This window comes from Desulfobulbus sp., assembly GCF_031547805.1.
Lineage (GTDB): Bacteria > Desulfobacterota > Desulfobulbia > Desulfobulbales > Desulfobulbaceae > Desulfobulbus.
The window spans coordinates 112,161-132,148 of the sequence record NZ_JAVBRQ010000013.1 but is presented as its reverse complement, the minus strand read 5'-3'; the positions used below and the strand labels follow the sequence as shown (position 1 = coordinate 132,148).

The 19,988-nt window shown below is 63.1% G+C and carries 14 protein-coding genes and 1 tRNA gene; 6 read left to right on the top strand and 9 right to left on the bottom strand.

Annotation, left to right across the window (positions count from 1 at the left end):
• Positions 1–12: 12 nt before the first annotated feature.
• The 3 genes from RMR13_RS05145 to RMR13_RS05135 are packed head-to-tail and all read right to left on the bottom strand — an operon-like array spanning position 13 to position 3,089.
• Positions 13–993 (bottom strand): regulatory iron-sulfur-containing complex subunit RicT, encoded by a 981-nt coding sequence (locus RMR13_RS05145; RefSeq protein WP_310599566.1) that lies wholly within the window; start codon positions 991–993, stop codon positions 13–15.
• Between the two features lie 11 nt (positions 994–1,004).
• A complete protein-coding gene (gene holB / locus RMR13_RS05140) occupies positions 1,005–1,988 on the bottom strand; it encodes a DNA polymerase III subunit delta' (RefSeq protein WP_310599565.1) in 984 nt (327 codons plus the stop codon).
• Positions 1,989–1,991: 3 nt separating this feature from the next.
• On the bottom strand, positions 1,992–3,089 hold the full coding sequence (locus tag RMR13_RS05135) for a 3'-5' exoribonuclease YhaM family protein (protein WP_310599564.1): 1,098 nt from the start codon (positions 3,087–3,089) through the stop codon (positions 1,992–1,994).
• Between the two features lie 174 nt (positions 3,090–3,263).
• On the opposite strand from RMR13_RS05135, the gene RMR13_RS05130 reads away from it, so the two are divergent.
• Positions 3,264–4,562, top strand: coding sequence for an amidohydrolase (locus tag RMR13_RS05130; protein WP_310599563.1), 1,299 nt, complete (start codon positions 3,264–3,266; stop codon positions 4,560–4,562).
• Positions 4,563–4,596: 34 nt separating this feature from the next.
• Here the strand turns inward: RMR13_RS05130 and RMR13_RS05125 are convergent, their stop codons facing one another.
• From RMR13_RS05125 to RMR13_RS05100, 6 genes are all read right to left on the bottom strand, one after another.
• Positions 4,597–5,667 (bottom strand): DUF933 domain-containing protein, encoded by a 1,071-nt coding sequence (locus RMR13_RS05125; RefSeq protein ID WP_310599562.1) that lies wholly within the window; start codon positions 5,665–5,667, stop codon positions 4,597–4,599.
• An 83-nt stretch (positions 5,668–5,750) separates the two neighbouring features.
• Positions 5,751–6,113 (bottom strand): PilZ domain-containing protein, encoded by a 363-nt coding sequence (locus tag RMR13_RS05120; protein WP_310599561.1) that lies wholly within the window; start codon positions 6,111–6,113, stop codon positions 5,751–5,753.
• A gap of 314 nt (positions 6,114–6,427) precedes the next feature.
• Complete coding sequence (locus RMR13_RS05115; protein WP_310599560.1) at positions 6,428–7,645, bottom strand: MFS transporter; 1,218 nt, start codon at positions 7,643–7,645, stop codon at positions 6,428–6,430.
• Between the two features lie 284 nt (positions 7,646–7,929).
• A tRNA-Arg gene (locus RMR13_RS05110) sits at positions 7,930–8,006 on the bottom strand.
• Between the two features lie 82 nt (positions 8,007–8,088).
• Positions 8,089–10,329: an Rne/Rng family ribonuclease gene (locus tag RMR13_RS05105; protein ID WP_310599559.1), complete on the bottom strand. Its 2,241-nt coding sequence runs from the start codon at positions 10,327–10,329 to the stop codon at positions 8,089–8,091.
• Positions 10,330–10,340: 11 nt separating this feature from the next.
• Positions 10,341–11,387 carry a radical SAM protein gene (locus RMR13_RS05100; RefSeq protein ID WP_310599558.1) on the bottom strand — a complete coding sequence of 349 codons (1,047 nt, stop codon included), beginning with the start codon at positions 11,385–11,387 and terminating at the stop codon, positions 10,341–10,343.
• Between the two features lie 320 nt (positions 11,388–11,707).
• Between RMR13_RS05100 and RMR13_RS05095 the strand changes: the two genes are divergently transcribed.
• From RMR13_RS05095 to RMR13_RS05075, 5 genes are all read left to right on the top strand, one after another.
• Entirely contained in the window at positions 11,708–14,005 is a 2,298-nt protein-coding gene (locus RMR13_RS05095) for an LPS assembly protein LptD (RefSeq protein WP_310599557.1), read from the top strand.
• A 21-nt stretch (positions 14,006–14,026) separates the two neighbouring features.
• Positions 14,027–15,001, top strand: coding sequence for an acetyltransferase (locus tag RMR13_RS05090; protein WP_310599556.1), 975 nt, complete (start codon positions 14,027–14,029; stop codon positions 14,999–15,001).
• Positions 15,002–15,012: 11 nt separating this feature from the next.
• Positions 15,013–16,092 (top strand): lytic murein transglycosylase, encoded by a 1,080-nt coding sequence (locus RMR13_RS05085; RefSeq protein WP_310599555.1) that lies wholly within the window; start codon positions 15,013–15,015, stop codon positions 16,090–16,092.
• Between the two features lie 25 nt (positions 16,093–16,117).
• Entirely contained in the window at positions 16,118–17,293 is a 1,176-nt protein-coding gene (locus RMR13_RS05080) for an MltA domain-containing protein (protein ID WP_310599554.1), read from the top strand.
• Between the two features lie 232 nt (positions 17,294–17,525).
• On the top strand, positions 17,526–19,964 hold the full coding sequence (locus RMR13_RS05075) for an ATP-binding protein (protein ID WP_310599553.1): 2,439 nt from the start codon (positions 17,526–17,528) through the stop codon (positions 19,962–19,964).
• Positions 19,965–19,988 lie beyond the last annotated feature (24 nt).

Sequence of the window (19,988 nt, the reverse complement as noted above, 5' to 3'; positions counted from 1 at the left end):
GGCCGGGGGCGATCATTCGTCGTCTTCGGACGGCCCCTCCTGCACACCCCAGATGTCGATGGTCGTGCGCCGGCTTTTCTTTGCCGGTCCCTTGCGGCCGGTGCTTTTCGGGATCGGATCGGCGGCCCGCCATTCCTCTTCGGAAAACAGCCGCTCCTCGCCATCGGGAGCAACCGCGGCCACCTTGCCGAGCAGCGGGATCAGGCGATTGACCAGGTAGAGCCGTCCCTCGAACTGGATCTGTCGCCCCACCCGGGGCATGCCCTTTTTCATCGTTTTATAGGTCTCGTACTCGTAGGTCAGGCAGCAGAGCAGACGGTTGCACAAACCCGAGATCTTGGCCGGGTTGAGGGGCAGATCCTGGGTCTTGGCCATCTTGATCGAGACCGAATCGAACTTGTTGAGAAAGGAGGTGCAGCACAGTTCGCGGCCGCAGGGGCCGAGCCCGCCGATCATCTGGGTTTCGTGGCGCACGCCGATCTGGCGCATTTCCACCCGGGTACGAAATTCCTGAACCAGCACCTTGACCAGTTCCCGGAAATCGACCCGGCTTTCGGCGGTGAAATAGAAAATAATCTTGGAGCCGTTGAAGAATCGCTCCACCCGCACCATGTGCATGGGCAGGGCAAGCCGCTCGATCTGCCGCTGGCAGAGTCGGAAGGCATCGTGCTCCAGTTGCGGCAACAGGGCGTATTTTTCCTTTTCCTCGGCACTGGCCCGGCGGTGGATTCGGTAGCCGTAGGTTTGGCCGACATCGGCAACCGCCAGGAACCGGCCGGTAATCTTGGCGGGCTCGGCTCCTTGCTCGGCCCGGACCATCACCCGGTCCCCCCGGGCCAGGTCGGCTAGTTGGGTATGGCCGGTAAACTCCTGCCCTTGCTCACGAAAACGAAACTTATAGTAATACAGTGCCGCCTCCTCGCCCCTGTCTTCCCTGGTCGGGATTTCCGGGGAAGGCTGGACGGGTTGCGGCTCGTTCGGGCTGTCGATCATGGTGGTTCGGGTCACAGGGGGCTACAGTCAAACAAATCCAGGAGAAGCACTTCGCTGACCAGACCGCGGTTGCAGTTTCTGGCAAGTGCCTGTTCCGCAAAATCAATAGTTTTTATTTTAGCAGAAAGCCGGGTCAAATTCCAGCGTTCTCTCGCCTGCTCCACCTCGGGTGGCAAGGCGGGGGCATAGCCGGCATGGGCGGCCATCGCGTTCTTGAAGAAAATCCGCAGCAGCGTCAGGAGGGGCTCCAACCCTTCCTTGGCCTCGGCCAGCTCGACCGCCAGGGCCAGGGCGCGTTCCGTCCGGATGGCCGGCCTGTACCGCAGGGTGTCGAACGCCGCCACGATCCGCCGGTACAAGGCCAAGATACCGTCGGCCTCAAAAGCCAGGGCCTGGCCGGGACAACCGTCGGCCAAGGCCGCCAGGGCTTCGCTGCCGGCCGTATCCAGTTCGGGACGGTGCTGGCGGATGATCGCGGCCGCCAGGTCGAGCGGCAGCGGAGCAAAGGGGATCACCTGGCAGCGGGAGACGATGGTGTCCAGAATCGCCCCGGCCACGGTGCCGGTGAGGATGAGCAGGTTGTCGGGCGGCGGCTCCTCCAGCACCTTGAGCAGGCTGTTGCCCGCCTCTCGACGCATGGTCTGGACTTCTTCCAGGAGCACGACCCGCAACCCGCTTTCAAACGGCGCAAATTTGAGGGCCTTTTTCAGCTCCCGCACCTGGTCGATCTTGATGGCGGCCCCATCCGGCCGGATGCGCGTGAAATCGGGATGATTGCCGGAGCGATACTTCAGGCAGCCGGGGCAGCGGCCGCACGGACGCCCCGCTTCCGGACGGCGGCACAGGAGCATGGCCGCCATGTCCATGGCCACGGTGGTCTTGCCCACCCCGTCCGGACCCGAGAACAGATAGGCGTGGGCCAGACGGCCGCTCGCCAGGGCCCGGCTGAGCAGGGTCAAGGCCTTGTCCTGGCCGAGGATCGAGGAAAAGGCCATGGTTCAGAACAGGCTCTGCTGGCGCCGGTCGACCATCTTTTTCGAACGGACCGGCTCCGCAAGCGGATGGGGCGGCTGCTCCCCGGCCTCGGCCGGCTCCTCCGGGCCCATGCCGGCCGCATTCGGTTCAGTGGCATCACCGGACGCCCTGAGGTACAAAAAGCGCTCCAGATGCCGCTGATAATCAGTCCACCGCCAGCCGTCGCCGTTCATCTTCGCCTGCAGTCCGGCCATGGAGTTCATTTTGGCGTCGATGTCGTCGAGATGATGGAGCAGGATGGCTTCGGGCGTCATCGGCAGGACCGGCGAGCCGTATTCGTACCGGCCGTGGTGACTGAGGATAATGTGGATCAGGCGGTCGACCTGGCCGGGATCGATGGCCGGCACTTGCGACGCCGCCTGGCGCACCAGATCCACGCCCAGGACCAGGTGGCCGACCAGGCGGCCCCGATCGGTGTAGCCGAAGGCCGGACTGCTGAAATCGAACTCCTCGATCTTGGCCAGGTCGTGCACCAGCGCCCCCGCGATGAGCATGTCCCGGTCGATCAGGGGATAATGGTCCGCCACCTTGTCCGCCAGGCCGACAATCGACAGGGTATGCTCGATCAGGCCGCCGATATAGGCGTGATGCAGCCGTTTGGCCGCCGGCGCCCTCTGGAAGCGGGCCAGGGTGTCGCCCCGGAAAAGAGTTTGCAGCAGATCCCGCAGCGGCTGGTCGCCGGTGGAGGCGATGACCGCCTCGAGTTCCGCGGCCATCTCCGCCAGCGGCCGGGGACTCGTTGGCAGGAAATCGGCCATGTCGATCTCCGCCGCGTCCACCCGCTGCAGGGCGGTCACCCCCAGCTGCATCTGGTCGCGGAACGGTTTGGCCATAGCCTGCACCAATACGTAATGCCCCTCCTCGGCCTGGGACTCGAACCGAAGGGCATTGTCCCACACCCTGGCCTCGACCTCACCGGTGCGATCCATCAGCGCTAGGGCCAGATAGGGCTTGCCCGCCTTGGTTTCGGCCAGGGATTTCTTCGTCACCAGAAAGACATCCTGGAATTGCTGCCCCCCGGTCAGTTGGGCGGCGAACACTTTTTTCGCATGGGTCGGCATGGTTATATCTCCTCGCCATCGGCAACGGCGACGGCACGAACGGCAATTTCTCCGGAACAGCGGCAAGGGCTGCCGGCGCTTTGCCGCCGGCGCGGTTTCGAGTATAGTTGGGGCCGAATGCCGCTTGGGCCGATTTTCTGTGATATACCATCCGCACCGGGGGTGCAAGCAGTTATGAACATCGACCTCCTCGTCACCAACTGTGCCATCCTGCCGGCTCCAGGCCGCGAGCCCCTGATCGAATCCGGCTATCTCGCCATCGGCGCGGGCCGTATCCTCGCAAGCGGCCCCATGGCCGCCTGCCCCGAGGCCACGGCAACGACGATCCTCGACGGGCACGGTCAGCTGGCCATGCCCGGCCTGGTCAACGGCCATTGCCACGCGCCCATGGTCCTGTTCCGGGGGCTGGCCGACGACCTCGACCTGCTCGCCTGGCTGCATGGCCATATCTTTCCGGCCGAGGCCCGCCAGGCCAACCCCGGTATGGTCTACTGGTGCGCCAAGCTGGCCGCCGCGGAAATGCTGCTCAGTGGCACCACCACCGTGGCCGACGGATATTTTCTGGAAGACGAGGTGGCGCGGGCCTGCGCCGAGACCGGGCTGCGCTGCGTGGCGGCCCAAGGGGTGATCGATTTTCCGGCGCCCGGCGTCGAGGATCCGGCCCGCAACATCGAGACGGCCGCCCGCTTCATCGAGCGCTGGCAGGGGCGCGATCCGCTGGTCACGCCGGCGGTTTTCGCCCATGCGCCCTACAGCTGCGGCCACAACACCCTGCTCCGGGCCAAGGAACTCGCCCGGTCGCGCCAGGTACCGCTATTCATCCATGTCGCTGAAACCGGGAAGGAAAGAGAGCAAATCGCCGAGCCGCTGGCAGCCAGCCCGATCGGCCATCTCGCGGCCTTGGGCGTGCTCGACCGCCACACGGTGTGCGTCCACTGCGTCTGGGCCGACGACCGCGACCTCGACCTGCTTGCCGACCACGGCGCGGCCGTGGTCACCTGTCCCCAGAGCAACGCCAAGCTGGCCGCGGGCCGGGCGCCGCTGGCGGCCATGCTCCGGCGAGGGCTCCGGGTGGCGCTCGGCACCGATTCCGCCGCGTCCAACAACAGTCTTGACCTGTTCCGGGAAATGGATTTCGCCGCCAAGCTGCACAAAGTCAACCCGAGCGACCCCACCGCGGTTCCGGCCCGGCAGCTTCTGCGGATGGCCACCTGGGGCGGGGCGGCCGCGCTCGGCCTGGCCGAGGGCCACGGCACCCTCCGCCCCGGCGCCCCGGCCGATCTGATTCTGATCGACCGTAACCGGCCCCGGCTCCAGCCCTGGCACGGCCCCGACCTGCTCGTTTACGGCGGGCCGGGAGCCTGCGTCCGCAACGTGATCGTCAACGGCAGGCTGGTGGTACGTGAGCGGCGGCTGCAGACCATCGACCTCAGGGAAACCTGCGACCGGGTGCGCCGCCTGGCCATGAAATGATTCCGATGGGCAGGCGGCGGATATTGAGGACCGTTCAGATGTTGAAGCGGATATTGAGGATGTCGCCGTCGGCGAGGATGTAGTCTTTGCCCTGCACGTAGAGCTTACCGGCCTTCTTCAACTCCGCCTCGCTGCCCAGGGCGATCAATTCGTCGTATTTTATCACCTCGGCGCGGATGAAGCCCTTCTGCAGGTCGGTGTGAATGGCGCCGGCGGCCACCGGGGCAGGCGAATCGACCCGCACCAGCCACTGGTGCACCTCGTCCTTGCCAACGGTGAAGAACGAAATCCGGCCAAGCGCCTTGAGGCACAGCAGCGCCAGCACCTCCAGGGCCGGCTGCTCGATGCCGAGGTCGCTCCGGAATTCCCGCCGCTCCTCCTCGCTGTCCAGCAGGGCGATCTCGGCCTCGACCTTGGCGGAGACGGTCATCGCCTCCATCTTGCCCACGGCGCACAGCTCGCGCACCTGGGCGAGCAAGGCGGTATCGCCCACCTGATCCTCGCCGACATTAAACACCAGAATCATTTCCTTGCGGGTGATCAAGGGGTAGCTGCGGATCAGCAGTTCCTCCTCCTCGACCAACTCCATCAGCCGCAGCGGCCGCTCCTCCTCGAGTTGGGCCTGCATGCGCCTGAGCAGGTCGAGCTCCTTGGCCTGACGCTCGTCCTTCACCTTTTTCAAGCCGGCTTCAAGGCGTTCGATCCGCTTTTCCAGGAAAACCTGATCGTGAAGCAGCAGTTCGGCATTGACCGTTTCGACATCGCGCAAGGGGTCGACCGAACCGGCGGCGTGGTAGATCGAGTCGTCCTCAAAGGCGCGCACCACGTGGCACAGGGCGTCGACATCGCTGATGTCGCGGAAGATGTCGCCCTTGGCGATCGCCTCCTGCTCCATCTTGGGCAGGAGCACCAGATCGATGCGGGCCCTGGTTTCCTTTTTCGGCTGATACATGGCCACCAACCGGTCAAAGCGCTGGTCGACGATATTGGCCGCTCCGGGAATGGGTTTGGCCGGACCGCCCGCCTCGTGCACCTCGCTGCCGGTCAATACCTGGAAAAGCGTTTTCTTGCCGGTTTGCGGCAAGCCGATAATCCCAACTTTCATAACGTTCTCGTTCCTTTCATGGTTCGAACCGGCACCCGGTTCAGGCCGGGCCCGAACAAACGGCCGGCCGCAGGTTGCGCCCCTTACAGCAAACCGGGGTGGCGGGAGATCTCGTCGTCGATCTGGTCGGGATCCGAGGAATTGAACCGGATGAGATTCTGGAGATGAAACAGGCTTTCCGGCGTGATTTTGGTAAAGCGGACTCCCACGGTTTCGCCGTCGCAACGGACAATCTCGCCGAACACTTCCACGCCCAACTCCGGCGACGCCGCCTCGAGCGGCAGCCAGAACCGGCAGGCGGCTCCCACCGGGAATTCGACGGTGGTCTTGAGCGAACACCCGCCCACGCCGAGATTATCGACCTGGGAAAAGGGATAGACCATGCCGTCCACCGTCAATTCGGCGGCCATGTTGAAACCGATGCGACTGAATCTTCTTTTTTCCATCAGCACCTCACGCCCTTATCGGTATCGATCCCGCCCCAACCAAGAGCTCGGACGTTGTTGCACCGGCACCCGGGTCGGCGCGTTTGTAAAAAAAAGGGGCCAAGCCAACCGGCCCGACCCCAGCAACCATTGGCGCGTCCGGAGAGATGCATTTCCCGGCCCACGGTCCCGTAAAATGGCGGTCGCCGGATGGACCCAGCGCCGCCATGCAATCTTTTTTTGCGTCTTTTTTCCTGCAGTTCCCCGCCGCCGAAAATGCGACCGGAAAGCATTTTTTATATCGCGGGTAGCAGGAATAGTCAATGAGATATGAACTAGTTCCCTGCTTTCGCCCCAGCTCGCCGCACCGCAATGGACCGGAGCCATATTCCGGCTGCCGCGCAGCCCGGCAAGACGCCCAAAACGCAGACTCCCATCCAACCCGCCCGACTGTACACCAAGGCCGACAGGGAGGAACCGGCAACGCCGCCCGCAAAAAAACAGGCCATGTAGGCCGAGGTCAAACGGCTGCGCGCCTCGGGACGGAGCCGGTAAATCTCGCTTTGATTGGTGATGTGCAGCGCCTGAACGCCCAAGTCCAGAAAGAGTATGCCGGCAATCAATAGCGCCACCGATCGGCTCGCCAACCCGATCGGCCACCAGGAGACGATGAGCAGGACGATTGCCGCGCCGGTGGTGTAGCCAGCCGCGCCCCGATCGGCCAGTCGGCCGGCGGCCGAGGCGGCCAGGGCTCCCGCGACTCCAGCGAACCCGAACAGGCCGATCACGCCCGGTGGATAATTGAAGGGCGGCTGGGACAGCAAAAAGGCCAGCGGCGTCCAGAGGATGCTGAACAGGCCAAAGGCCAGCGCACCATACCACGAACGGAGGCGCAGCACCGGCTCGTCGCGGAACAAGATCAGAGTCGATTTGAGCAAGGCGACGTAACCGGAACGAACCGTGGGACGACGGACCGGCAAGGCGCGGAAAATCATTACGGCCACACCCAGCAATACCGCGGCTGCCAGCCAGAACACGGCGCGCCAGCCGAACAGCTGGGCAAGCAGCCCGGCTACGGTGCGGGCCAGCAGAATGCCGAGCAGCAAGCCACTCATGACCGTGCCGACCACCCGGCCGCGTTCCCATTCGCGGGCGAGGTCCGCAGCAAAGGCCACCAGAATCTGCGCGACCACGGACAGGGCGCCGACCATCAAGGAAAACAGCAGAAGCATGGTCATGCCGGAGGCACATCCCATGCCCGCCAGCCCCAGGGCAATACCCGTGGTCATGGCCACCACCAGTTTCCGGCGCTCATACAAATCGCCCAAAGGGACCAACAGGGCCAGCCCCAGGGCATAGCCGAACTGCGAAACCGTGATCACCATCCCCGCACCGGCCACCCCCAACCCCAAGGCGGCGCGCATGGCTTCCAACAGCGGTTGGGCATAGTAGATGCTGGCCACGGTCATGCCGGTTGCGGTTGCCAGCAGTAAAACCAAGGGGCCGGTCAAGGCCGGAAAATCCGATGCCCGCTCGCGAGGTGCCTGCGTCATGGAATCGGGTACGGGGAATGCTTCTTTAGCGGTGTCTTTGTCCATAGCACTGCTGATAACCATTGGCGTCAGGGTTTGGCAATACCTGGGCTGGATATGGATCGTTATTTGTTGCAACGGGGTGGAATTCCGGACATCTCCCAACATGCCCATGCACGAAACTCAGCAATCTCGATGGTACCGGCGGACGGGGTGGAATTGGGGCCGATCGGCTCACAGGCGCCTGCAAGCGCCCGCCCAAAAAGAAAAAGGGTTGAGGAAAATTTCCTCAACCCTTGAATGCGTGGCGCGCCTGGAGAGATTCGAACTCCCGACCTACGGATTCGTAGTCCGGCGCTCTATCCAGCTGAGCTACAGGCGCAAAACGGTTTTTTCATATACTCCGAACCGGCGGCGGATTCAAGTTCTTTTTTCTCTCCCGGCCACATCCGGGCGGGGGCCGCTCATCTACCCGACGTGTCGGTCTCAAAAAAATCGATCTGGTTGTCGGCGGGCCGCATCTCCACCCTGGGAATGATATCGATCCGCGCCGCATGCCGGCTCTCCAACTCGGCGAGTTCGCTCCGTTTCTTATTGAGCAGATATTGGGCCACGTCCAGCGGCAGGCGGCATTCGATCCGCGCCACCTTCTTGCGGCTGATGCCGGTCTGGATGCGGCGCAGGTAATAGAGCGCCAGGGTTTCGACCGAACGGACCACGCCCCGGCCCTGGCAATGGTCGCAGGTCCGGTAGCTGCCCTTTTCGATCGGCGCCCCCATCTTCTGCCGTGAAATCTGCATCAGGCCGAAGCGGGAAATCTTGCTGATGTCCACCTTGGCCTTGTCGCGCTTCATGCTGACCTTCACCTGCCGCTCGACCTCGCGAATATGCTTCTTGTTGCGCATGTCGATGAAGTCGACCACGATCAGGCCGCCCAGGTCGCGCAGTCGCAGCTGGCGGGCCAGCTCGGACGCGGCCTCCATGTTGGCCAGGAAGATGGTCTCGTCGAAATCGGCGTTCTTCGAGGTCCGGCCGGAGTTGACGTCGATGGCCACCAGAGCTTCGGTGGGGTTGATCACGATCGAGCCGCCCGACGGCAGAATCACCTGCGGCTTGAAGATCGACTCGATCTGCTCCTCGATGTTGAACTGGTTGAAAATGGGTTTGGTGCCCCGGTGGAGCTTGACCTTGACCTGGCGCTGCTTTTCCGGCAATTGGCTGATGAAGGTGTTGACCTGGTTGAGCGATTCCTCGGTGTCGACCGTGATCTCCTTGATCTCTGGAAAAAAATGGTCCCGAAGAAAACGGACCACCGTATCCTGCTCCTCGTAGACCAGGGCCGGGGCCTCCATGGTTTGGCCGCGGTGCTTGACCTCCTCCCACAGGGTCAGCAGGTTCTGGAGGTCTTTTTCCAGCACCGCCTTGGTAATTTCGGCGCTGGCGGTGCGGATGATGTAGCCGATGCCCTCGGGAATCTCGAACTCGCTCATGATCTCGCGCAGGCCGGCCCGCCGCTCCTCGCCGACGATCTTGCGGGAGATGCCGGCGGAATCGCTTCCCGGCATCAGCACCAGGCAGCGGCCCGGCAGCGACAGGTAGGTGGTCATGTTGGCGCCCTTGTTGCCGGTCACCTCCTTCACCACCTGGACCAGCACCTCCTGCCCCTTCTGGATCACTTCCTCAATCTTGAGTTTTTTCCACTGCTGCTGGGCAATGACCGTGCGGACCCGCTCGTTGACGTCCTGGCGATAATACTCGGGATGGATTTCGTTGAACGGCAGAAAGCCGTTCCGGCCGGTGCCGATGTCGACAAAGGCGGCCTGGAGATTGGCCTCCACCGAGACGACCCGGCCCTTGTAGATGTTGTTCTTGGTCGGCTCGCGGTCGACGGTGGTGACGTGGAACGATTCGAGCCGTCCGTCCTCGACCAGGGCGATCCGGCATTCCTCCGGCTCCTCGGCGTTGATCAGCAGCTTGCAGGTGACCGGTTTCTCCGGCACATCGGACTCCACATCCTCGACATGGTCGTCGTCTTCCTCCGCAGGGTCGACAGCAGCGTCGGCAGGCACAACCGGCTCGTCTTCCCCGGCGGTCGATGTTTCCCCGGCGACTGGAACCGCCTCCTCTTCGGGCGTGGCGACCTCGGCGGCAGCCTGTTTCGAGCGCCTTCTCCCGCCCCGGCGAGACCGGCGCTTCTTGGCCGGTGCCGCTTCCTCGGTTTGATCGGGCTGATCGTCCTGGGCGGTCTCGGCTTGCGTCTCGGCATCGGCGGCTTGGTTCGCCGGACCAGCATCAACAGCTTGGTCTTCGACTCCGTCGACCGAGGCCGCAACATCGTCGGCCCATGTCGCCACCGCTACGGGCCGCTCCGGTTCCGGGGCGTTCGCCTGTTCCGGTGGTGTCTGCACCGGAGCGGGAATCTCGCCGATTGCCGCCGAACCGGCTTCCGCCGCGATCGACTCCGCCACGTCCACCGCGCTGGCCGCGCTTAATTGCGGTTCGGCCGGCGATGCCGCTGCGGCGGGCAAGACCGGCTCCCCCCCAATCGCAACTCCGTCGCCGTCTGCCGCTACGGCCGCGTCCTCCTGCGGCGGATTCGGCCGCCCCAATTTTTCCTTGGCAACGCTTTTCCACCAGGCACCGGTTTTTGCCTTGCGCACGGGCGGACTTTTCTCCTGTTTCTCGTTCTGTTCCTCTGTGGCCATTCGTTTCCTTTTCAGTCAATTTTTTCGCAACGTCTCGACCGCGCTTCTCCGCTAGGCAGACCGGAAACGATCTCCTGGCCGCAGGATGCCCGCTGGTAGTACCAGCTGCCGCCATGCGCCTGCCGAAGCAGGACACCGGCGCAAATCAACGGGTCAAGCAGTTGCACAACCTTTTCCGGACCGCCGAGATGGAAGGTCCGGTCGATGTCAATGGCGGTACAGGGCCGCCGTTGCACCATGTGAAGAATATCGTCTCTGACCACGGCCAACATCGCCGGATCGGTCATCGCCGCCGGGACCGGCTCCGCCGTCCGCTCATCCGGGTCGGCAAAAGGCAGGTCCACCGGCAGGCCAAGCTCCCGCCGCAGGTGCTGGGCAATGGCAGTCAGCCTCGCCCGGCTCAACGGATGCGCCCATGCCTCGGCGGGCGGGCGCATCACGGTATTCAATTGTATCCTGTCGATCCGCATCCGTCCGAGGGCGGCTACCAGGGCGCCAATGTCCTCGGGCGCGTCGTTCATGCCCTGCACCAGCAGGATTTCCAGCCAGATCTTACCCGGAAAATCCCTGGAAAAAAGTACCAGGCCGTCGATAACCGCCCCCAACTCCAGGCCGTCGGCCGGCCGGTCGACCCTGGCGAATCCTTCGTCCCTGGCCGCATCGAGCGAGGGCACGACCAGATCGGCCGCCATCAGATCCCGCCGCACTTCCGCATCCGCCAGCGTGGTCCCGTTGGTGAGCACGGCCACCGGTTTGGCGGCCCGGGCCTTGAGATGGTCCAGGATCTCGCCCAAACCGCTGTGCAGGGTCGGCTCCCCCTTGGCGGTCACCGTCAGCACGTCGGCCGAGGCCAGACGTCCGGGATCGGCGCACCATTCGTCAATCTCCTCGCAGATCAGCCGAACCGGGGAATAGGCGGCGCGGCGGCTGACCGGCGAACATGTCGGCCCCACTTCGCAGTAGACGCAGTTGAGATTGCAGATTTTCCGGGGGAAGAGATCGATGCCGAGGGAGCGGCCAAGCCGTCTGGACTGCACCGGGCCGAAGATATAATCCATACAGCGCCACGGGGGTTGTAGCTGTGAAACGCTCAAACAAGCACAGGCTGGGGCAGGTATTGAAAAATCGAGTTATTCGGCAAGATTGCGACTGGCGATTTGTAAACCAAAATCCCCGGCTGCGCAAGGCAAATCTGCGACTTTTCGCTTGACACAACACATGGCGGCACGTACATTCGGGGCCAGTTTGCCGAGATGCTTTCTGTCTTGTTGTACCCGTCGCTCCAGCCGGTTGAGCCATTATTTCCCGTTGACACGACACATTTCGTCCCGGCGCGGCCACTCCGCCGTTCTCATGCAACCCGAAGGAGCCGACCGAGGTGCATCTCCCCATTTTCCTCTCTCCGATAGTCACGTTTGTTTTCCCGTTTCTCATCGCCCTGTTTTTGCTGCCTGCCGAGGCCGCGGCCGTTTCCGTGGACGCCCGACACTGGGAACTGAGCGCCGACAAGCTCACCAGGCTCGAGGATCCGCCCACCCTGATCGCCGAGGGCAATGTCGTTTTGGAGAAAAAGGAACCGGTCGGCGGCGCATCCACGCCAAGCCATGCTACCGAGGAGAGGCGGCCGGACAGCGCCACTCCGGGCGGCCAACCGGCCGCCAACCTGAAAACGGCGACCACGATCAAGGCGGACCGGGCCTCCTACGACCTGACCCGCGGCATCCTCACCTTGAAAGGCAAGTTGCTGATCGATATCGGCCCCGACCAGCTCACGGCCGACGCGGGCACCATCGACCTGGAAAAAAACACCGGTTCCTTTGACAACGCCACCGTGGTCCGGCAGGACAAGGAACTGCATTTCGAAGGCAAGCTCATCGAAAAGACCGGCTCCCTCACCTACCATATCGAGGACGGCTGGGTCGTGACCTGCAAGCTGGAACCGGGCCAGGTGCCGCCCTGGTCCTTTGCCGCCGCCGATGTCGACCTCACCGACGGCGGCTATGCCGTGCTCACCCATACCACCTTCCGCATCAAGGATATCCCGGTTCTCTACTCGCCGGTCATGGTGCTGCCGGCCAAACGCAAGCGCCAGACCGGAATGCTCTTTCCCTCCTTTTCCCTTTCCGACCGGGACGGATTCGGCCTTGAGACCCCCTTCTTCCTCAACATCTCGCCGAGCGCCGACCTGACCCTGTATCCCCGCTACCTTGCCAATCGCGGCCTCATGGCCGGAGCCGAGTTCCGCTATGTGCTCAACGACAACAGCAAGGGCATGTTGATGGGCAATTTCCTCGACGACCGGCTGTCCGACCCGTCCGAGGTCGATTACTACCGGGACGGCCAGTTCACCCACACCAATAGCGATCGGTACTGGATTCGGGGCAAGGCAGACCAGGACATCGGCTCCTGGACCACCCGGCTGGATGTGGATGTCGCCTCGGACCTCGATTATCTGCGGGAATTCAATGTCGGTTCGACCGGATTCGATGTCACCCAGGAAAAATTTACCGGGGTGTTCGGCCGGGGTTTCAACGACAAGACCAACCAGTTCCGGGAAAACACCTTGGCGGCCCTCCGCTCCTGGGACTACGGCGGTTCGCTGCTGGCCGAGGCGGCCGCGATCAACGATATCAGCGAGCAGGTCTACACCGCGGACAATCCTTCCCGGGCCTGGACCCTGCCTTCGCTGACCTACTCTGGCCTGGTTCCCATCGCCTTCCTCGGCGGGGGGCCCGGTTTCCAGTGGGACGCCAACTACTCCAATTTCTGGCGCGACAAGGGCGCCGGCGCCCAGCGCTTCGATCTCATGCCCATGGTCACCACGGGCATTCCGCTCAGTCCCTACCTGGAAGCCAATCTCACCGGCGGCATTCGCAACACCTCCTATTTGATCGACGACAACGGCGCCTCCGAATGGCAGGACAAGGATTCGGAAAACCGTTTCCTGTCCCACCTGGAAGGAGAGATCGGCACCACCTTGATGCGCGATTTCGCGGTTAATTTCGGCGGAGGGAACACCCTGAGCCACACGGTGCGGCCCTTCGTATCGTATGTCCACACCTCCATTCCGGACCGCGACCCCCTGCCCCAATTCGACGAGGTCGACGACTTGGAGGAGGAAAACGCCGTCTATCTTGGCTTCAACAACTTCTTCTCGCTCGCCGGCACACGCAACGGCCGGGATTTCGATCGGGATTTCGGCTTCTTCAAGATCAAGCAAGGCTACGACCTGCGCAGCGAGAAAAACGACACCCCGCTGACGCCGCTGATCATCGAAACCGGACTCTATCCCGCCGAACGGATGCGGCTCAAATATACCACCAACATCGATCTCTACGGCGACGGCGCCTTCCTCCATTCCGTCGAAGCCGACTGCTTCTCCAGCCGGGGCGACCAGTTTTCCCTCGACTACCGCTTCAACGAACTGGAGGATGTCAACTCGGTCCGAGGCTCCCTCTGGTACCTGCTGCCGTACAACCTGGCCGCCGGCTACAGCCTGGAGCGGGCCATCGAACAGGACGAAACCATCGAGGAGATTGTTCGCCTGCGCTTTGTCCAGCCCTGCTGGTCGGTGGAGTTCTCCGCCAACAACACCCCCGGAGACCAGACCTTCATGATCACCTTCCGCCTGGCGAATATCGGCAATCCCCTGGGTTTCGATTTGCCCGGCCTCTAAAGGCCCGGCCCGCGTTCGCCCATGGCCGCCCAGGACCGGATCGATGTCTTCAACGGCGATGCGGACGGCATCTGCGCCCTGCATCAGCTGCGGCTGCACGCGCCCCGGCCGGACGCCCGCCTGATCACCGGTCCCAAGCGGGATATCGCCCTCTTGGAACGAATCGGCGCGGTCAGCGGCCAGCGGATCACGGTGCTCGACATTTCCCTGGACCGCAACCGGGACGCCCTGATCCGGCTGTTGGCCCGGGGTAACCGCGTTTTTTACGCCGACCACCACTTCAGCGGCCAAGCTGTCGTCCATGACCTCCTGGAAACCCATCTCGATCCTGCGCCGGATGCCTGCACCTCGCTGATCGTCGACCGCCTGCTGGCCGGCGCCCACTGCCTGTGGGCCATTGCCGGGGCCTTTGGCGACAACCTGGACGAAAACGCCCGCCAATATGCCCGTTCGCTCGGCCTGGCGGCGCGCCAGCAAGAAATGCTGGCGGAAATCGGCCTGTTGCTCAACTATAACGGCTACGGCCTGAGCGAGGGGGATCTCCTCATTCCTCCCGCCGAACTGTTCCGCGAAGTCCACCGCTTCGACGATCCCTTTGCCTTCCACCGCCGCTCCGGCCACCTGGACCGACTGCGGCGGAACTATGCGGCCGACATGGCCCGGGCCGCCGATCTGCGCCCGGAAAGCACCACTGGCGGCGGCCGCGTCTTCCGGCTGCCGGCCACGGCCTGGGCCAACCGGACGGTGGGGGTGATTGCCAACGAACTCAGCCGCGAGCAGCCGGCCTTGGCCCACGCGATCCTGCTCACCCGTCCGGACAACAGCCTGCGGGTAAGTGTCCGCGCTCCGCTGGCCACCGGCCAGGGGGCGGACGAACTCTGCCGCCGGTACGCCTCCGGCGGGGGACGGTCCGCCGCCGCCGGGATCGACCGCCTGCCCATGGCGGAGTTGGCCGCTTTTCTTGCCGACTTTGCCCGCCATTTTCCCCCACTCTGAGGTGATAGCCGATGCCCAGCCCGATCCCAGCCGGTCAGCCTCCTGGTTTCCGTCCGATCTTCCTGCTCGCCCTGATGCTTACCGGCCTGCTGCTGGCCGGCATCCCGGCTGCGCCGCGCGCGGCCGAGCCCCCACCCCTGGCCGCCGACCTGGTCGAAGACGGCCAATCCATCGATCTCACTCAGGAAAAATATCGCCTGCTTTTCGACGAACTTGCCCAGAAATACCAGTTCCGCGCCGATGAACTGCAAGCGATCTTCCAGGGACTGACGATCAACCGAAAAATCCTGGTGCTGATGGACAAGCAGGGGGAGGCAAAGCCCTACTACAGCTACGCCCCCATGTTCGTCACCCCGGGCAACATCAAGACCGGCAAGGAAAAACTGCAGCAATACCAGACGTTGCTCGACAGGATCGAGGCTACCTTCGGCGTCAACCGGGAGGTGATCGTGGCCATCTGGGGGGTGGAAACCCGCTACGGCAGCCGCCAGGGCAACTACGAGCTGTTGCAAACCCTCAACACCCTGTTCGCCGCCTATCCCCGCCGCTCCGATTTCTACCGCAAACAGCTGATCGATTTCCTCCTCCTGTGCCGGGAGAACGGCATCGATCCCCACGGGATCAAGGGCTCCTCCGCCGGCGCCTTCGGCCAAACCCAGTTCATTCCCACCTCCTTCCGCAGCTACGCGGTCAGTTTCGACGGCGACGCCAAGCGCGACGTGTGGAATTCGGTGCCGGACGTACTGGCCTCGATCGCCAACTACCTCAAACGGGCCAACTGGGTGTTCGACACGCCGCTGTACGCCGACCTGGGCTACCGGCTTAACGACCCGCAGCTGATCGCCGCGGTGGACAAGGGCCGGTCGGCGCGGCTGGCGCTCGATCTGGTCCGGCAGAGTCAGAACCTCGATTTGCCGCCTTCACCCCAGGATCGACCGGTGACCATCATCAGCCTGGATCTGGAACCCGGCGGCCCGTACGCCAAGCGCTATGTGGCCGGCTACCCCAATTTCCAGGCGATCACCGCCTGGAACCGCTCCAACCGCTACGCCATGGTCATCTGCGAACTGGCCGAGGCCTTCGTCCGTTGACCGGCTATGGCCGCCGGACGAGCCCATGCGCACCTGGAAGGGACAGATCGCCTGCCTGTGGGCCGGTTGCTGCCTGTTGCTCCTGATGGCCGGCGGTGCTTTTGCCGCGGCCGTAATCGAAGAAGAGCCGGCGGCAACGGCCATCGACGATCTCTCCCGCCCCGGACTGGAGGAGGCCCTGGGCCGCAGCCTGAACTTTCTCCGCAAGATTCCGCCCGCCACCACCTACCGGGTCGCGGGCCACGCCATCGCGGCCGAGCGGCTGACCGCCTCCATTTTGTACCTCCAACGGCTGCTGGCCGCCCATCCCTCCCCCGAAACGCTGGCCCGTGAAATCGATCGGGCCTACGAATGCCTCCAGGTCAACGCCGCGCCCGGCCCAGCAGCCGGCCGCATGCTCATCACCGGCTATTACCAGCCGGTCTTTGCCGGCCGTCTCGAACGGCAGCCGCCTTTCGTGTACCCGCTCTACCGGGTGCCGGACGATCTCCTCATCCGCCAAAACCAGGGCAAGAAAGAGGTCCTCGGCCGCCAGGTCGGCGGCATGGTCGCGCCCTATTGGACCCGGGGAGAAATCGAACGCCAGGGTCCGCTGCTCGGCCAGGAACTGGTCTGGCTCAAGGACCCCTTCGACGCCTTTGTCCTCCATATCCAGGGCTCGGGAATCATCCGCCTGGCCGACGGCTCGCGGCGCGGCGTCCATTATGCGATCAGCAACGGCCGGCCGTACCGGAGCGTCGGCGCCTTCATGGTCAGCAGCGGCCGGATGCAACTGGCCGACGTCACCATGGACAGCCTCCGCCGCTACATCGAGGAGCATCCCGCAGAGCGGGACCGGATCCTCCATCACAACGATTCGTTTATTTTTTTCGAGTGGAGCGAACCGGGGCCGGCCATCGGCAGCCTGGGCCAGCCCCTGACCCCCGGCCGTTCGCTTGCCGCCGATCACCGGTGGTATCCGGCCGGCAGCCTGGTCTTGATCGATAGCCGCCGGCCGGTGATGGACGATGACGGCCAACTCGAACGCTGGCTGCCCCTGCGGCGACTGACCACCGTCCAGGACACCGGCAGCGCCCTCGTCGGACCGAACCGGCTCGACCTCTTCTGGGGCACGGGCGATCGGGCCGGCAAGGAAGCGGGACAGATGAAGGAGCGGGGACGGGCCTGCTTGCTGCTGCTCAAGGAAAACATCGGTCAATAAGCCGCCAAGGTTTTGCCCTATCCATGGCCGCATTCGAGAAACGCCCGCTCTTTCGTGATGAACCAAAGCGAAGGGCAGGATATGGATATCTGTACCTATACAGCGGGGAAAACTTGTGGTACGATTGAAGTTGGTAATATTCGACAATACAACATCTTCACATCTTCAATATGTTCACGCATCATAGAAGTTGATGGATAGCTTTCAACAATGAGGAACTGAGGGTATCGCTGTGGCTTTTTTGCAACAAGGCATTTCCCCGGAGAGACTGAGCCAGGCATTGGCGCACATCACCAAGACTCCGGCGCTGACGGCCGGGATCCTGCGGGCCGCGACCGAGGTCATCGCCAGTGAGGGGTGTCTGGCCCTGAATACGACCCGGGTGGGTATCTGGCGGGTCAATTACGAGAAACAATGCCTGGAAAATATCACCAGTTACAGCCAGGACGACGATCTCCACACCGTGCAGGAGGATTTTCCTTTCCACGAGCGCCTCTACTATATCGATTTACTGACCTCCGAGCGCCTCATCGTCATCAATGATGCCAACACCGACACCGTGCTGCCCAATCTGCGCGAAACCTACGGACCGGACCTGACCTCGCTGCTGGACGCGCCCATTCGCATCGGTGGCGCCCTGGTGGGCGTGGTGTGCATCGAACAAAACCACCGTTTTCGCCGGTGGAGCAGTGAAGAGCAAAACTTCGCCAGCTCCCTGGCGGATTTCACCGCCCTGGCCATGGAGTCGGCCGAACGCTTCCAGGCCATGCAGGCCTTGGCCATCAGCAAGCGGCGCACCGAAACCCTGATGTCCAATCTGCCCGGCATGGTGTACCAGTGCTTGAACGATCCGCCGGACTTCACCTTCACTTTCGTCAGTGAGGGCTGTCTGCCGCTGACCGGTTATGCCCCGGAAGAGTTGATGCATAATAATGCCTTGAAATTCTTCGACATGATCCATCCGGACGATGTGGGTCCCCTGGAAGAGATGAACAAGGTCACGCTTTCCATCGGCCTGCCCCTGGAAACCACCTTCCGAATGATCATGAAGGACGGCACGGTCAAATGGGTGTGGGAGCGAAGCCGGGTGGTGGAATTCAACCAGAATGGTTCTCCCCGCCTGCTGGAAGGTTTTTACACCGATATCACCGAACAGCGGCGCCTGGAAACCGCCGAGCTCGCCAACCGGGCCAAAAGCGAATTCCTGGCCAACATGAGTCACGAGATCCGCACCCCCATGAACGCGATCATGGGTATGGCCGATCTGGCCATCCGCCAGAGCCCGCCGCAGAATATCCTGGAATATCTCAGCAACATAAAGACAGCGGCCACCTCGCTGCTCACCATCATCAACGATATCCTGGACTTTTCCAAGATCGAGGCCCGGGCGGTGACCATCGTGCCGGAACGGTACGAATTGCCCTCGTTCATCAACGATATCGTCACCATGATCGATATCCGCATCGGCGACCGGCCCCTCGATTTTATTGTCGAGGACAGCCCGAACATGCCCCGGGCCCTGATCGGCGACAGCATCCGGGTCAAGCAGATCATGATCAATCTGCTCACCAACGCGGTCAAGTTCACCGAGGCCGGGTACATCCGGCTGGCCATCGCCACCTCGCCCACCGGCGACCCCAATACGGTGCTGCTCAAGGTGACGGTGGAAGACACCGGCCGGGGGATCAAGGCGGAAGACCTGCCCCGCCTGTTCGAGACTTTTTCCCAACTCGACACCAAGAAAAACCGGAACATCGAGGGGACCGGGCTGGGGCTGGCCATCAGCAAGAACCTGCTGGAACTGATGGGCGGTTCCATCGCCGTGACCAGCACCTATGGCCAGGGCTCCTGCTTCTCCTTCGAGGTGGTGCAAAGGGTGGCCGATGCCACGCCCTACCTGCGGAGCAGCGATCTGGAACGGCTACGGGTCGGCATCTGGCTGAACAGCACCGTGAAAGCGAAAAGTCTGGCGGAAAAAGTGGGCAAGCTGGGGGTTGCGGCCGAGATTCTCGCCAACCCGGAACGCCTGGAGAGCTATTCCCATCTGTTCTTCGATTACGCCTTCTATCCCCGCATCGACGCGATGGAGACGCATGGGGCCAAATGTATTGCCCTGTCGCGCAATTACATCGAGGAACCCGCTCTGCCGGGTAACGTCAACACCGTCTACATGCCGCTCACCTCGGCCTTGGTGGCAACTCTTCTCGGTATGAGCGGGGTGGAAACAACGGGCGTGGCGCCCGAAGAAGACAGGCGGGCGCTGAAAATCAGCGACGCCCTCTTGCTGGTGGTCGACGACAACGAGTTCAACCTGACCATCGCGGAAAGCGTGCTGATGGAATACGGCGCCCAAGTGCATACCGCGACCTCGGGCCAGACGGCCCTGGAGATGGTGGCCGGCACCGACTACGATATCGTGTTCATGGATCACATGATGCCGGACATGGATGGGGTGGAAACCGTGGCTCACATCAGAAAAATGCCGGACGACAGGTACCGCTCCCTGCCGGTGGTGGCCCTGACCGCCAACGCGGTGGGCGACGTGCGCACCCTGTTCCTCGAATGCGGCATGAACGATTTTCTCTCCAAACCCATGGACATGCGCGAAATCGAGCGAGTGCTCAAGGAATGGCTGCCACGCCATAAGTGGGACTACGATGCAGTGCCGTGACGGCGACCGGATTCGGAGCTGAAT

Bases quoted from the DNA above. Each gene is read 5' to 3' on its own strand.
- RMR13_RS05145 (WP_310599566.1), bottom strand. From the start codon at position 993: ATGATCGACAGCCCGAACGAGCCGCAACCCGTCCAGCCTTCCCCGGAA.
- holB (WP_310599565.1), bottom strand. From the start codon at position 1,988: ATGGCCTTTTCCTCGATCCTCGGCCAGGACAAGGCCTTGACCCTGCTC.
- RMR13_RS05135 (WP_310599564.1), bottom strand. From the start codon at position 3,089: ATGCCGACCCATGCGAAAAAAGTGTTCGCCGCCCAACTGACCGGGGGG.
- RMR13_RS05130 (WP_310599563.1), top strand. From the start codon at position 3,264: ATGAACATCGACCTCCTCGTCACCAACTGTGCCATCCTGCCGGCTCCA.
- RMR13_RS05125 (WP_310599562.1), bottom strand. From the start codon at position 5,667: ATGAAAGTTGGGATTATCGGCTTGCCGCAAACCGGCAAGAAAACGCTT.
- RMR13_RS05120 (WP_310599561.1), bottom strand. From the start codon at position 6,113: ATGGAAAAAAGAAGATTCAGTCGCATCGGTTTCAACATGGCCGCCGAA.
- RMR13_RS05115 (WP_310599560.1), bottom strand. From the start codon at position 7,645: ATGACGCAGGCACCTCGCGAGCGGGCATCGGATTTTCCGGCCTTGACC.
- RMR13_RS05105 (WP_310599559.1), bottom strand. From the start codon at position 10,329: ATGGCCACAGAGGAACAGAACGAGAAACAGGAGAAAAGTCCGCCCGTG.
- RMR13_RS05100 (WP_310599558.1), bottom strand. From the start codon at position 11,387: ATGGATTATATCTTCGGCCCGGTGCAGTCCAGACGGCTTGGCCGCTCC.
- RMR13_RS05090 (WP_310599556.1), top strand. From the start codon at position 14,027: ATGGCCGCCCAGGACCGGATCGATGTCTTCAACGGCGATGCGGACGGC.
- RMR13_RS05085 (WP_310599555.1), top strand. From the start codon at position 15,013: ATGCCCAGCCCGATCCCAGCCGGTCAGCCTCCTGGTTTCCGTCCGATC.
- RMR13_RS05080 (WP_310599554.1), top strand. From the start codon at position 16,118: ATGCGCACCTGGAAGGGACAGATCGCCTGCCTGTGGGCCGGTTGCTGC.